11 protein-coding genes are annotated in these 14,305 nt (G+C 44.3%); 2 read left to right on the top strand and 9 right to left on the bottom strand.

Going from position 1 to position 14,305, the window contains the following annotated elements:
* Positions 1 to 2: 2 nt before the first annotated feature.
* From MHN81_RS25850 to MHN81_RS25860, 3 genes are read right to left on the bottom strand one after another with little or no spacing between them, the layout of a single operon-like run.
* On the bottom strand, positions 3 to 1,064 hold the full coding sequence (locus MHN81_RS25850; protein WP_023401282.1) for an efflux RND transporter periplasmic adaptor subunit: 1,062 nt from the start codon (positions 1,062 to 1,064) through the stop codon (positions 3 to 5).
* Positions 1,048 to 4,341: an efflux RND transporter permease subunit gene (locus MHN81_RS25855; RefSeq protein ID WP_239427145.1), complete on the bottom strand. Its 3,294-nt coding sequence runs from the start codon at positions 4,339 to 4,341 to the stop codon at positions 1,048 to 1,050. The genes MHN81_RS25850 and MHN81_RS25855 overlap by 17 nt, the downstream gene beginning before the upstream one ends.
* Positions 4,341 to 4,658 (bottom strand): metalloregulator ArsR/SmtB family transcription factor, encoded by a 318-nt coding sequence (locus tag MHN81_RS25860; protein WP_036977121.1) that lies wholly within the window; start codon positions 4,656 to 4,658, stop codon positions 4,341 to 4,343. Before MHN81_RS25860 ends, MHN81_RS25855 begins: the two co-directional genes overlap by 1 nt.
* A gap of 95 nt (positions 4,659 to 4,753) precedes the next feature.
* On the opposite strand from MHN81_RS25860, the gene MHN81_RS25865 reads away from it, so the two are divergent.
* Positions 4,754 to 5,104, top strand: a complete 351-nt coding sequence (locus tag MHN81_RS25865) for a rhodanese-like domain-containing protein (protein WP_023401285.1) — start codon at positions 4,754 to 4,756, stop codon at positions 5,102 to 5,104.
* Here MHN81_RS25865 and MHN81_RS25870 read toward each other — a convergent pair.
* Positions 5,088 to 5,597 (bottom strand): DUF6653 family protein, encoded by a 510-nt coding sequence (locus MHN81_RS25870; RefSeq protein WP_239427146.1) that lies wholly within the window; start codon positions 5,595 to 5,597, stop codon positions 5,088 to 5,090. The genes MHN81_RS25865 and MHN81_RS25870 overlap by 17 nt on opposite strands.
* Positions 5,598 to 5,782: 185 nt before the next feature.
* On the opposite strand from MHN81_RS25870, the gene MHN81_RS25875 reads away from it, so the two are divergent.
* Entirely contained in the window at positions 5,783 to 8,173 is a 2,391-nt protein-coding gene (locus MHN81_RS25875; protein WP_239427147.1) for a S41 family peptidase, read from the top strand.
* A gap of 4 nt (positions 8,174 to 8,177) precedes the next feature.
* Here MHN81_RS25875 and MHN81_RS25880 read toward each other — a convergent pair whose 3' ends face one another.
* From MHN81_RS25880 to speA, 5 genes are all read right to left on the bottom strand, one after another.
* Positions 8,178 to 8,990 (bottom strand): transporter substrate-binding domain-containing protein, encoded by an 813-nt coding sequence (locus tag MHN81_RS25880; protein WP_023401288.1) that lies wholly within the window; start codon positions 8,988 to 8,990, stop codon positions 8,178 to 8,180.
* A 239-nt stretch (positions 8,991 to 9,229) separates the two neighbouring features.
* Positions 9,230 to 10,411 (bottom strand): mechanosensitive ion channel domain-containing protein, encoded by a 1,182-nt coding sequence (locus MHN81_RS25885; RefSeq protein WP_023401289.1) that lies wholly within the window; start codon positions 10,409 to 10,411, stop codon positions 9,230 to 9,232.
* Positions 10,408 to 11,325 carry an acetyltransferase gene (locus MHN81_RS25890; RefSeq protein WP_023401290.1) on the bottom strand — a complete coding sequence of 306 codons (918 nt, stop codon included), beginning with the start codon at positions 11,323 to 11,325 and terminating at the stop codon, positions 10,408 to 10,410. Before MHN81_RS25890 ends, MHN81_RS25885 begins: the two co-directional genes overlap by 4 nt.
* A gap of 44 nt (positions 11,326 to 11,369) precedes the next feature.
* Positions 11,370 to 12,248: an acyltransferase gene (locus MHN81_RS25895; protein WP_239427148.1), complete on the bottom strand. Its 879-nt coding sequence runs from the start codon at positions 12,246 to 12,248 to the stop codon at positions 11,370 to 11,372.
* A gap of 111 nt (positions 12,249 to 12,359) precedes the next feature.
* Complete coding sequence (gene speA / locus MHN81_RS25900) at positions 12,360 to 14,240, bottom strand: biosynthetic arginine decarboxylase (RefSeq protein WP_023401292.1); 1,881 nt, start codon at positions 14,238 to 14,240, stop codon at positions 12,360 to 12,362.
* Between the last annotated feature and the right edge of the window lie 65 nt (positions 14,241 to 14,305).

A 14,305-nucleotide genomic window follows, 5' to 3' on the forward strand; every position in this document is an offset into this window, starting at 1 on the left:
AGTCAAGATGAGGTACTGGAGGAAACGGCCAGTATCTCTCCCGCTTTTAATCCAGATAACACCACCACCTTGTCATTCAGTTGTCGCCCTAATCGAATTAACCGTCTTTGTTTTATTCCCTGTTCCACAACATATACCATACTCAATTGCCCAGTTTGATAGACGAGCTGACGTGGCACCACAACCCTCGATACAGGTGCTGTTGGTAGCGTGATTTGCGCATACATGCCCGGCTTTGCGCCCTTTGGAGGCGTGATGTCTAATTTTATTTCAAACTGCCTAGCGAGACTATCTGCCACTGGGACAATTTCACTTACGTGGCCCATCACGGACTTATCTAGCGCATCTAACTTCACTTGTAATGGATCACCGACACTCAGCTGACCTGCCAAGTTCGAGCGCACTGCACCACTAATTTGTAAACTCGCAGGGTTGAATATTTCTACAATCGGAACTCCAGGACTGAGCATAACACCGGGTTCTTGTAATCGCTCTACAACTAAACCCGCTATAGGCGCATGTAGCTGAGTATAACTCAAGGCCACTTGTGCACCATTTAACTGCTCACTCAGTGCCAGATGACGCGCCTCCAATTCATCAACCTTGCTTTGCCACTCATCAACTATATTTTTTGCAATAAGGCCCTTTGTAAATAGAGCTTCACTGCGCGTCAGTTGCTTTTGTGCTTGCAGCAATTGAGCTGTATTGGCTTTACTTTGCGCTTTGATCTCTTGCAATGCCGCGCGCAGTTCAGCGCCGTCCAATGTCGCCAATAATTGGCCTTTTTGAACTAGCTGACCAGCCCGGACTTCCAGCGTTTCTAATTGTGCTAAGATCCGACTCGCAACGAGGGTATTTTCACGCGCAACCACTGTCGCACTGACAATATCACCCGATGCCACTGGTTGTGCTTGCACAAGATATTGCTCCCCTTGATATGGCCCAGGTTTGGCTCGCAGCTGGGGCTCGCGCTTTTTGTCAAATACACCGGAAAAGGCGGCCAATAGAATACCTAGGGCTGCAAACGCACCCAACGCGACCCACTTTTTATTCACTAAGTGCATTTGATTTCCCCTGCTGAAAGTTGTCCGAAAATACCAAGAAATAAACCACTGGCACCACCACCAGTGACAGCAATGTTGACGCCAACGTACCGAATATAATAGCCAGAGCCAATCCGCTAAATACGGGATCTAAGATGATCACCAAGTTCCCAAGCATGGTCGTTCCAGCAGTTAGCAAGACTGGTCGCATACGCACTTCGCCCGCTTGGTAAAGCGCTTCTTTAATCGCCACTCCTTGCGCACGTTGTTGATTAACGTATTCCACTAAAATCAAGCTGTTTCGTACCACTATCCCGGCCAAAGCGATCATCCCAATCATAGCCGTAGCAGTGAATAAAATGGGCTCTGGCGCATCGGCAATGGTGCGTTCACCAAACTGATTCAACAACCAAAAACCGGGCATGATCCCAATCATTGTCAAAGGGATAGCCGACATAATAATTCCAGCCAAAGCACTCGACGCGGTTTGCCAACGTAAGATCACAAATATGGCCGTAAGAGCAAAAGCAAAACCAAGCCCCATATCACGAAAGACATCTACAGTAATACGCCACTCCCCCTCTCCAGAAAAGCGGTATTCTGTACCCTGTGGTAATTGCCAGCCCATGCCGGACCCACTATTGATAAATGTACGTTCCTGCCAATTTCGCTCCTCCAACCCTGCTGCTCTATTTTCATCACTGACAATATCTGCGATAACAGATGCGGGCGTGCGGCCGTTCAGTTCAGCCGTGATATAAATGACTTCCTTTAAGTCTTTTCGATAAATTGCTTGCTCTACAGACCCCAACTGCCACTTTCCTAATTCTCCCAATGGCACCAATGGCTTGGCGGCATCTTCAAGCGATTGATCAGACGCACTTTTAGCAAGCTCAGCGCGGCCACGTAGTTGCAGGGCATTAAGCATTGGCCACTGGTTTCGTTCAATAAAAGGCAATTGCAATTCAATTTCTAATGGCGTGGCTTCAGAAGGCACATGCAATGTGCCAGCAACTAGGCCTCCACTGGCTATTTGTAACGTTTGATTGACGTCCTGAGTGGCAATACCAGATAAAGCGGCTTTACTTTTATCCAGTATAAATCGTTGACGAGTCGCTTGAGGCTCCAAACTTGAATCAACTTCTACGACGTGTGCTTCTTGTGCCAGTCTACTTGCCAATATTCTTGCAGCTTGTTCATGAGTCGCTCTGCCTGTAAACATATCTGAGGCATATACTTCTGCAACCAAGGTCGACATCACTGGGGGGCCAGGTGGCACCTCAACGACTTTAATTTTGATGCCGTGAGTCGCGAGAGATGACAGTAATTTTCGCATCCTTAGCACCACAGCATGAGATTGGTGAACACGTTGTCGCTTATCAACCAATAGCACACGAAGTTCCGCAAAATGACTGCCATGTCGCTGATAATACCCTCGCACCATGCCATTAAAGTCAACACTAGAGGGCTGCCCGATATAGGCCGCGATAGACGACACCTCTTGTAGCTGCCAAATTACCTCTTGAATACGCTGAACCTTCGCAGCAGTTGCTTCTAAACTGCTCCCCCTCGGCATATCGAGTACCACTTGTACTTCATTCTTGTTATCGAAAGGCAAGAGCTTTAGTGGTACGGCACGCAGCAAGGGCAAACAAGCACTAATGACAAAAAGCACCAGTATAGTCCACAAGAGCCATTTGGCTTTTTTTGGCTGCGAGAACAAGGCTGTTAGTACTTTCCTATACCAACCCTGCGTGCTTTTTGGCGTTGTATGTGTGTTTTTAATTAGCAATTTGCTACCCAGCCAAGGCGTAATAAATAGAGCCACTAAAGTGGACACAATCACGCTGACGGGAATATTAAATGCCATTGGCGCCATGTAGGGGCCCATCATACCGGTAATAAATGCCAGTGGAATAAATGACACAATGATGGTCAGTGTCGAAGTTAATAACGGCACTTTAACTTCAAGCATCGCTGAGGTAATAGCTTTGGTTTGTTTAGCGTGGCTTTGACTAGGCCCTAGGCGACGCAAAAAGCGTGTCATATTGTCTACGCCAGTTATGGGGTCGTCCACCAATAGACCGAGTGCTAAGATCAAAGCAAATAACGTAACCCGATTAATGGTATAGCCAAATGCATATCCTAAAATCAGCGTTATGCCGTAGCAGATAGGGATCGCCAAACCAATCACCAAAGCCTGACGCCAACCCAAAAAGACGCCGACAAATATCACCACAGTTACTATGGCAAAAGCCAAGCTCGCGGTCAGGTCATTTACTTTTTCATCTGCGGTTTCGCCATAGTTACGCAGTACATGGTAGTGCACACCTTCTGGTAGTAACTCTCTGCCCAACTTGTCCATCATTGCAAGACTTTGCTTGGCAACTGTCACTGCATTACTACCGCGCTGTTTGGCCACACTTAACGTTACCATTGGCAAGTTGCGTCGCTTTTCATCTAAGGTTAACCATTGATAATGCAGTGGCTCACTCGGACCATCTTGCACCTTGGCAACATCGCTTAGATAAATCTGCCTGTCATTAACCACATTGACAACCAACTTTCCGAGCTCAGCGGACGTACGTAATACATCACCTGCTTGCAATTGCCATTGCAGATCACCGACGACATAGCTGCCAACGGTCTGCAACTGATTCGCATGTTGGATAGCTCTCAGTACATCTAGCGGCGTAGTATGATGAGCCGCTAACGAACTTGCATTGAGTTCGACCTGAATTTGTCGCTGCCGCCCAGCTAATACCGTCACCTCACTGGTATCGGCAATCGTTTGCAGCTGTATCGAGACTTCCTGCGCGATACGAGTCAACTCGAAGTCACTATAACGACTCGGGTCTTCGCTATATAAGCCCAACATCAAGATCGCTACGTCATCTACTTCTACAGGCTTTATTTGCCACTTTTCAACAACGTGAGGCATGCGATCTTCATTGGCATACAGTTTTGTGTAGGTGTTGAGAATCGCTCGCTCGCGATCTTCGCCAACTTCAAAGCGCAATGTAACGGCAGCTTTGCCCGACACAGTCGTAGAATAGACATGCTCAACACCTGGAATTTGCCACAATAACTTTTCCAAGGGCTCAGTAACCAAACGTGTCACCTCAGGGGCCGCAATGTTTGGTACATCAACGTGAATATCTAAAATAGGCACGACTATTTGCGGCTCTTCCTCACGCGCAGTTTGATGTAACGCTAACAGCCCCAATACAATGCTCACCACTAGAATAAACAGAGGTATGCGACTGCTTAATAACAGTGTCATTACTCTAGCAAACATTAGCTAGACTCCCCATCTACTTGAGGCTGACAAAACAGTTGATACAACTGGGCCAAAATCGCAGTGACCTTATCATCAATGATGCGATAATAAATGACCTGCCCATCACGACGCGTCGCAACGACATTGGCTTTGCGCAGCCCAGCTAGGTGCTGTGACAAAGCTGATTGCGCCAAGGGCACCTGAGCATTTAACTCGCTAACGCTCATTTCTTGTTGCAATAAACTACACAATATCATCAAGCGATTTTTGTTGGCCATAAGCTTTAGCAAAGCCTCTGCATTCTCGGCACTTTTCGCCATATCTTGAACTTTCAATATCACGTCCAAACAATTTCTGTATGCCGAGATTATAGACACATACATTAGAAAGATCTAATATTAGTAAATTCTAATATAAAAGGTCATGAAATATGTTTCAACCTACTAAAGATCTGGTCACGGCCGTTAGAGCCAAGCAAAATTGTGTCGACGGTAAACAGGCAAAACAAGAGATCACAGTTAATCAGGGGCTCCTTATTGATGTTAGGGAAGCATCTGAATATCAAACAGGTGCTCCAAAAACAGCGATTCACATCTCTAGAGGTTTACTGGAATTTAAACTACCTGAACTAGCGCCAGACCCAAAAACGGCGATTTACTTGTACTGTGCCTCTGGCGGCAGAGCAGTGCTTGCTGCCGAACAGTTAAGACGACTTGGTTACCTAAATATTACCGTGCTCACGAGTTCGCCCGCTGAATTATGTACTATTTTTTCGAGTTAGTTGGTTTGTTCATGGGGTTTGCGTTTTCAACTTCATGGTAAAGCCACACCATGCGGTCTAAAAACCAAGTTTTAGTCAATATCAAGCCAACCGCCCCTACGCAGGTGCTGATCACTTCGTGGAAAAATAACCCCGCGACACACAACACAGTAAATATGCAGAGCAAAATTGAAATGACATCCAGCATTTTTGAATGGTGCGGCGGGATTTTTTCCGGTTGATAAATTAGTATGCGTTCACCTAATACGCTTTGTGACGTCCAATGACGAGTGTGTGGCGGCTTTTTGAAACACCTTGGGTTAACCCAAATCCAAACCATCAAGATCACCAAGATTGGCCAAAACCAGATATCTAGTATTTCTCGCCACCAAATGCAGGCAATTAACAAAGGTAAACAGCTGTATCGAGTCCACACACTCCAAGGGTTTGCATGTCGCTCCCACACTTCCTCACTCATAGCAAAATACTTCGCGGCAAGATTTTCTAATCGCATCAACATTTGTCCTTAAATTCGTCATCATATACAGCCTAACCATGATCCGCACACTGAACTGTTTAAAAATGTAGCATCGTTACAACATTTGTTGACGTTTTTTTCCAACTCCCTTACAGCACGAATCAACGGCTATTTGTAGACTCGATGTCACTTTAATCACCAATTGCAAAGGATTGTTCACAATGATACTGGCACCTAAATACAAGTTATTAATCGCTGCGAGCTGCTTAATTTTGAGTGGTTGCCAAGACAATCAAGATCATCGAAGCGACTTGCAGCGATCAGCTGGTATATGGCACAAACCAGCTTATGGTGAAGCACTGCACATTACAATGAGCCGAGTATTGCGCTACCAGTACAACAGCTATGGCTGTATCCAAACGTCAGAAATGACCCATCAAGAAGCAAATCGCCATTTAGAAGTAAAGAAAGCTCACTCGGCAGAGCGATTGCGTTTAAACCACAAAGGCCAAGTTTACCCTATTGATTATAGACAGATAACTGCCATCCCTACGCAATGTGATAATCCAATTTCGACATCAGGCACAGTGTCTCCCATCATGGTATTTGACTATTTTTGGCATGCTTTTAATGATTACTATGCCTTTTTTTCAATACGCAACCTTGACTGGCAGACACAGTATGACCTCTACCGCCCACTCGTCACAGAGTCAATGACTGAGCAGGCACTATTTGATGTTCTCTCAAAAATGATCGCTCCTCTTCAGGATATGCATGCAAGTATTTCATCACCTCAACAAGAGTATTTCTCCAGCAAGCCGGTTCCCCTTTTAAATGCCGTGCGACAAAAAATGGCTAACCTAAGCTACCTAGGAGAGGATCATGATATGTACAGCATTTTTGAACGCTACCAATCCCAGCTACAATCCATAAGCCAACACTATATTACGCCAGACAGCCTCAAAACCGTGCCGGAAGATAGCCAAACTGCCACTGCAATATGGGGGAAAACAGCAGATAATATTGGCATTTTGGTGCTCAATAACATGGATAGCTACTCTGAGACTCAAACGGCCAATGAATCCCAACAGCTCTTAGCTGCCCATAAAATGATGTCGCGTGTAATGTCTGACCTTGGCGACACAGATGCCATGATCCTAGACATTCGCCACAATACTGGTGGAGATGATGCCATTTCGTTAGCCATTGCAGGCTACTTTGCCGACAAAGAAGTATTGGCCTTTAACAAACAAGCGATCAACCAAACTGGTCGAGGGATCCCGGTACGGCAAAAATTAACGCTTAATCCAGATGCCTATACCAAACCGATTTACTTACTCACTAGCCAACTGACGGTCAGCGCAGCTGAAGTATTTACGATGGCAATGGACCAACTTGACCATGTTACCAAAGTCGGCGAAGAAACTGCCGGTGCGCTCTCAGATGCATTGCGGTTTGAGTTACCTAACGGATGGCAAATAAGCCTATCCAATGAGATCTATCGCAATGCGCAAGGAAATATGTTTGAACATACAGGGTTTGCTCCTGATCATCATGTCCCCGCTTTCAGTCAACATGATATCGATATGCAGCGCTTTGAAACATATGAATTTGTGTTCAATAAACTCAATAAAGATCTGCGACCGACCATGACATTGACAGATTTTGAACGCGAAATAACAGCACTGCAAAAACAGGGAGACATAGCCACAATTGCAGTTAATATAGTGTCGCAAGGTCAATCAATATATAGCCAAGGTTTTACAACAAATACAAGCAAGTTGGTCACTGCTGACACGCCATTTTACCTCACATCACTGAACGACATTTTAGTTGGTGCCACTATCGCTCACGCGAGTATTGATGGACATTTTCCTCTGGATGAGTCCATTGACGATATTTTACCTTTTGCCCTGGAGTATCCCGTTGATCATGACCACTCGATAACACTATCTAAACTACTTACACACACCAGTGGCATTGTTGACAACCGTGAGGTCCTCGACTGTGCAGTGCATACGGCAAATCCAGTGACGTCCTGTGTACACTCACACAAAGCCCGTGAAGATCTGCTAAAAGCTTATTTAAGTGCCGAAGGCCCGCTATATCAAGCTGGCAACTTTTCTAGTCACTATGGTGTTGCACCTGAGCATGCCGCCCTTTACTCACAAATGGGCATAGAATTGGCTACTTTTGTGCTCGAACAGAGTAGCCAAGAACCCATTTCGTCACTGGCACAACGTTATGTATTTGAGCCGCTCAAAATGCAAAATACTTACTGGCAGCATTCAAATGACTCAAACACCGCACACGCTCAATTTGTCTCCACGGCCAATGATTTGAGTCACTTACTTATCGCGAGTATGGACGAAGCCATTGCAAATGATACCCCACTACCAAATTACTTTTGGCATACCGACAACCAGAAATTTTACTACCGAGGTAATGTAGCAGCACCTAAAGCGCAGTTTTTTGCTGACTTATACAATCAAACGGGGTTTGTCATACTAACGGATTCGGATCCTGGCTCTAATAGGGCTGGCGCAGCATACCAAAAACTTGAAAAGCTGATATTTGATATGACTATGTATATGCATCACCGAATTAAGTAATAACTTAGTGAGGAGAAAATGAGGCAGCTGGCTCAATTAAGCTCGACGGGATTTTAGGTAGGTGATATGGCGCAACAAGTTGGTCTAGTGTCTTGTTTTTGGCCATACTGTGCATTTGCTTAGAAATGTGATCTCCCAATCTGGAGTTTGCAAATGACTCACTCATCGCCATATAGCCATAAATTGCTTGGGTATGGCGATATTGCATTTTCTTTAGTCTGTGAATCGGTTGGTCAAGTGCGTCCATTGCAATATCAGCCGTATCCTCCACCGCTATCACCAAATCGACTCGTCCTTTGAGCACTAAGTCAACAGCGACACGCTCAGAGGGAACGGCTATTTTATTTAGGCTATTGTCTTTATCAAAACGGGGAAAAAAGGCACCGCCACGCATCACTGCAATGCGTTTACCTTGCAAGTCTTCATAGCGTTCAACTTCAATATCACTGTTTTGCTGTCCATAAAACACAAATGATGAAGACAACACCATGTAAGGTGGCTCAACAAAAGACATGATTTTTTCACGTTCAGGAGTTCTGATCAGTCCCCCCATCACATCCACTTTACCTTTACTCAGTAAACGGACACAACGTGAGAAAGGGCAAGGCACCGCTTTTATCTTGTACTTTTTATCACTGGTCAATTGGGCATATTTGAGAATATCCAAGATCAAGCCCTGAGAGTGGTTGTTTTCACTCAGCCGGCTATAAGGAGGCGCATGATCCACAGCCACATGAACAATTTGCTCTACCGCTAGACTATACGTACTAAAAGTTAAAGCCAACACACTCTGTATTAGTACGTTATATAACTTCATTCGACCACCCACTTAAAAACACGCCTTTAAACACCAAGACATTGTGCGTACTTGCGATTACCTATGTCATGCTCTCCTGCTATATAACATATCTCATTGTCACGAAAATACCACAATAAAATAGTTTCCTGAACCACCACCATATCACAGACGAGATGACTACTCAGTCATTTTTTTACCAATGCGATTAACAGCTGATCCCGTCTAGGATAAAAGACAAGGATACTCCAGAGTGTGATTTAAGCCATAGCACTGCGTGTGTCAAATGTTTGATAGGGGCGTAGTTCAAACTCTTTAATGAGCAATAACATCTGGTCAAGTATATTAGCTTGAATGTGCTCATAGTTAACCCAACTTTTGTCTTTACTAAAGCAATACAGCTCAATAGGCAGGCCATTATGAGTCGGAGAAAGCTCACGCACCATACAAATACACTCTGTATTTATTTCGGGCCGTTGTTTTAATAACAGTTCAGCGTACATTCTAAATGCTGTTAAGTTGCTACACATTTCTGGTAACTTTAATGCATTCAATTCCACAAACTTGTCTTTCAACACTACCAATTGCTGCTCAGACAACAGGGATACACTGTTCATATCTATTGGAATAGTACGCTTAATGCGTCGTCCAGCAGACTCTTGCATAGCACGCCAGTTTTTAAAGGAATCAGAGATCAACGCATAGGTAGGAATTGTTGTCACCGTATTATCCCAATTACGAACTCGCACGGTATTTAAACCCAAATCAATGACTTCTCCATCGGCACCAAAAGTATCAACTTGGATCCAGTCTCCCGTCGCAACCAGTTTGTTTGCTGCAATTTGTATACTCGCGACTAGGCCTAAAATAGTGTCTTTGAAAACCAATAAGGTCACCGCCGCGATGGCACCAAAGCCAGACAAAATATAGGTTGGAGACTTATCAACCATAGTACTGACAACCAAAACAGTTGTGACAATAAAGACCATCAGCTTGGCCAGCTGTACGATGCCCTTAATCGGAACGTCTTTCGCGAATTTTTGCTGCTGATATATTGCATGAGCAATATTCATCAAAGAGCTTACTAAAAAGCCAAAAGCAATAATTAAAATGACCTGCGCTAATACTTGTAATTGCGCCATGACCCACAAAGGCGCGACAAACAAATGTTTGTTAACCATCACAAACAACATACTACAAATAAGTAAAGCCACCCGGCCACTCAACTTACTTAATTGAGGAGCAAGAAACGCTATTTTTGCCTGCGAAAAACGCGATAGCATACGTTTGACTTTTGGAACCAATGCTAACTTGATCAGTGCGAAGATGATCACTAAAACAATCAACGACACACTATTTGTAAGAGAAGCTAGAACAAAAGGATGCATGTTAGCGCCACCAATAATTGGTGAGATCACATCTTGTACATGCATTGAGTTCATAGTGGTTTTACCTCTGTTGAATACTTCCCAGTTGCGTCATCGAGCCGTTGCTCTATGGCTTTAATTTGCAGAGATTTGTGTTGCCATAGTTGATTCATATAGGCCTGAAATTGCACGCGATACGCTTTATCAAGTTGATAATCCCCTTTGGGCAAGTCATCTATTGGAATATAGTCAACTTCCAGAGAAACCGCTTCTAACTGGCCACGGAAAAATGCGCGGCAAATATGCTCATCTTCACTATGATAAACCAAAGCTGTATTTAATAAGCCGTCAACCTGCTCACTCAACACATCTAAAGCAAAAGCAGTTCCCCCCGCTTTTGGCTTTAATAAATTATCAAATGGACTCCCTTGGCGCTGCTGTTTTGCCGCAGTAAAACGAGTACCTTCAGCAAAGTTTATTACTGTCGTAGGATGTTGTTTAAAGTTTTTACAACTCTGCCTGGTGCGCTCCACGTCCATGCGCTTTAATTTCGGGTTTTTAGCTATTTGCGCTTTACTAGCGCGCTTCATAAACGGCATATCCAATGCCCACGCTCCAGTTCCAATAAAAGGCACATATTTTAGCTCATCCTTAAGGAAAAATTTCGGAGCTGGCAGTTGATCTTGCGCACTTAGCACCACAATATCCAGCCAACTAATATGGTTGGAAACCAATAAATACCAACCATTTGTCGATACAGACTGTGGGATCTTGACGTCCATCAGCACGCCACCTAGTTTTAATCCAATACGATTTCCAAGACACCATTTGTGGTAAGCCCAATGCAATAACACAGAGACGGATTTGGTGCGGATACACCATTTAGTCACACCAAGTAATAGTACTATCACACCCCAGAACACGGTGTTTAGTAATAAAAATAATGTTCCAACTGCACCGTAAAACCGCCTCGGTAATATACTCTTCATTATTTCTGTTCCTATACTCGCTGCTTATTCCGTGTAGAACCTGTTTACTTCGAAGGCGTTGCCAGCTCGTCGATGCTCTTGTCTTTTTCAGACCATAAGCGATTAAGCTCCCCTTGAAATTGCACCCGAAACTCATTGTCTCCGGTGTAATCCCCCACCAGCTTATCACTGACTGGCATCAACTCGACTTGCACGTTAATTTGGCCTACTTTTCCAGCCACAAAGTCCATAAAAGTAGGCACGCCATTTGGATAGTGGATGGTTACATTGACCACTTGATTGATCTGCTCCCCCATGGCTTGCATGACAAAAGCTATGCCCCCAGCTTTAGGCTTGAGTAAGTGCTTAAATGGACTGTTTTGTCTTTGATGTTTTTCTTCGGTATAACGGGTTCCTTCAACAAAGTTCACAATACTGACAGGCATCGTTTTAAACTTTTCACACGCCTTTCTTGTGGTTTCGATGTCCTTGCCTTTGAGTTTAGGGTTTTTTCTGATCTGGCTTTTACTGGTACGAGTCATAAATGGAAAGTCCAGTGCCCACCAAGCTAACCCCAAAAATGGCACGTACAGCAGTTCTTTTTTGAGAAAGAAGTTTAAAAAAGGAATTTTGCGATGCAGCACTCTTTGCAATACCAGTATATCAACCCAGCTTTGATGGTTGGCGATCACTAGGTACCAATCTTTTGTATCCAGTGCATCAGCGCCTGAAACTTGTAAATGATAAGGCGAAATAAAGCTCTGATTAATGTTGTTGCCAGCCACCCACATGCTCGCACATGATTTTGCCAATTTACTCAATAAGCGCTGCAAAATGGGGATCGGTATCAGTTTTAATACGCCACAAATGAAAATCGGCACGAACCACACTAATGTATTTAGGACATATAAAATAAGCCCTACGATTTGACGGACTAGCGACATGCAAAGTTCCTTTACTACTATTATTTATTCGAGGACATCTCATCACAATTCATACTGTGATGAGGTCATCATACGCATTTTCAAGGTCAGAAAAAATCTGAGCAGTACTTATCAATCTTCAAAGTATGTATATCCAGCCAAACCCGAATTAAGCTCTTGTAAAAATGCGTGTTGTGTTTGCACAGGCAAAGCCGTGGCATTTATCTGAGAGTTAAAATTGTCGACCAATTGCTGTTTGTCATAATGTACAAAGCGCAATACATCTTCGACGCAGTCCCCTTTAAGCGCATTTGTCAATTGATAACCTTGTTCAGTGAGCTCAACATGAACTGAGTCCGTGTCGCCAAATAGGTTGTGTAAATCTCCCAATATCTCTTGATATGCACCGACCATGAACATGGCTAAATGATATTGCTCTGCGCTGCGATATTGCGGCATTGGCAAACTGGATTCTATTCCAGCCCCTTCAACATACTCGCGAATTTGCCCATCCGAGTCACAGGTTATGTCTTGGATGATGGCTCTTTGAGTTAAGGGTTGATCTAGGTTGGCAATTGGCATGACTGGGAACAACTGCTGGATCCCCCAAACGTCAGGCAAAGATTGAAACAGTGAAAAGTTCACAAATAGCTTGTCAGCTAATTTCTCATTTAAATCATCCAACACTTCTCGATGTGCTCTAGATTGCGTACTCAGGCTGTCACGTACATTTCTCAATATTGTAAAATACAAACGTTCGATCTGCGCCCACTGTGCCATCGTGATAAGACCATGAACATATTGATCGTGGGCATCTTGGAACAAATGCATCGCATCATGGTAGGTTTCCAAAGCCAACCTTGGCGTCAATCGCGACAGCGATAGCCGTAACTCTTGGATCAAATGGTGTTCATCTCCAGACACCTGATCTGGCACAGCTTCGCAAGGCGCCGTCTCAATATCAATAACATCCGTAATAAGTACCGCGTGATGGGCGGTTAGTGCTCGCCCAGACTCGGTAATTATATCTGGATGAGGTAAGCCGTGTTGTTCTGCAACTTCAGCAAATGCGTTCACCACATTTCGGGCATATTCACCAACAGTGTAATTCATAGAGCAAGCGCTACGCGAGCCCGAGCCTTCATAATCAACGCCGAGTCCACCACCAACATCAACGGTTTTTAACGGTACACCCACCTGTGTCAATTCAGCGTAGTGTCTCGCACACTCTCTCAGTGCACGTTGAATATCGCGAATATTGGCAATTTGAGAGCCAATATGAAAGTGTACCAACTGCATCAAGTGCAGCTTATTGTGACGACGTAATGTTTCTACTGCATTGAGTACTTGTCCTGCGGTCAGGCCAAACTTGCCCTTTTCTCCACCCGTATTTTGCCACTTGCCCTTTCCGATTGAGTTGAGGCGAATGCGAATGCCAATGGCCGGCTCGATTTGCATGTCATCTATTTCAGCAATGAGTGCATCCAGTTCAGACAGCTTTTCAACCACAATCTGTACCTTGTGCCCCATGGCTTGTCCAATCAGTGAAAGACGAAGAAACTCTCTGTCTTTGTAGCCATTGCAAACAATCGTAATTGGTGAAGTAGCGAGACCCAAAATGGCCATCAGCTCAGGTTTAGAGCCCGCTTCCAACCCCACTAACCCACTTGGATGACTGAGTAGCTTACTGACCACAGAACGCTGCTGATTAACTTTAATCGGATAAACACAAGTGTATTGACCATGGTAGCTCTTTTGAGCACGTGCATCTTCAAATGCGTGCGTCAGTGTATCTACTCGGTTTTGCAAGATATCGGTAAAGCGTACCAAAACAGGTAGCGTCAGCCCCTGTGCTTTAAAACGCTCGGTAAGGTCAGATAATGAAATAGGGCTTTTGCTACGATCGCCATCTGGATAGGCAACTAACTTACCAGCATCATCAATATCAAAATAACCATCACTCCAATGTTGTACATTGTATGTATTACGTGCTGTATCGACTCCCCACTCCATCATCTTCTCTGCTAAATAACTCTAATATGCCGCTCATTTTAATACGCTTAAGCGTGATTAGCGAT

The organism is Pseudoalteromonas sp. Of7M-16, assembly GCF_022347805.1.
Lineage (GTDB): Bacteria > Pseudomonadota > Gammaproteobacteria > Enterobacterales > Alteromonadaceae > Pseudoalteromonas > Pseudoalteromonas luteoviolacea_F.

Bases quoted from the DNA above. Each gene is read 5' to 3' on its own strand.
- MHN81_RS25850 (WP_023401282.1), bottom strand. From the start codon at position 1,064: ATGCACTTAGTGAATAAAAAGTGGGTCGCGTTGGGTGCGTTTGCAGCC.
- MHN81_RS25895 (WP_239427148.1), bottom strand. From the start codon at position 12,248: ATGTCGCTAGTCCGTCAAATCGTAGGGCTTATTTTATATGTCCTAAAT.
- speA (WP_023401292.1), bottom strand. From the start codon at position 14,240: ATGGAGTGGGGAGTCGATACAGCACGTAATACATACAATGTACAACAT.
- MHN81_RS25890 (WP_023401290.1), bottom strand. From the start codon at position 11,325: ATGAAGAGTATATTACCGAGGCGGTTTTACGGTGCAGTTGGAACATTA.
- MHN81_RS25880 (WP_023401288.1), bottom strand. From the start codon at position 8,990: ATGAAGTTATATAACGTACTAATACAGAGTGTGTTGGCTTTAACTTTT.
- MHN81_RS25875 (WP_239427147.1), top strand. From the start codon at position 5,783: ATGATACTGGCACCTAAATACAAGTTATTAATCGCTGCGAGCTGCTTA.
- MHN81_RS25855 (WP_239427145.1), bottom strand. From the start codon at position 4,341: ATGTTTGCTAGAGTAATGACACTGTTATTAAGCAGTCGCATACCTCTG.
- MHN81_RS25870 (WP_239427146.1), bottom strand. From the start codon at position 5,597: ATGCGATTAGAAAATCTTGCCGCGAAGTATTTTGCTATGAGTGAGGAA.
- MHN81_RS25885 (WP_023401289.1), bottom strand. From the start codon at position 10,411: ATGAACTCAATGCATGTACAAGATGTGATCTCACCAATTATTGGTGGC.
- MHN81_RS25865 (WP_023401285.1), top strand. From the start codon at position 4,754: ATGTTTCAACCTACTAAAGATCTGGTCACGGCCGTTAGAGCCAAGCAA.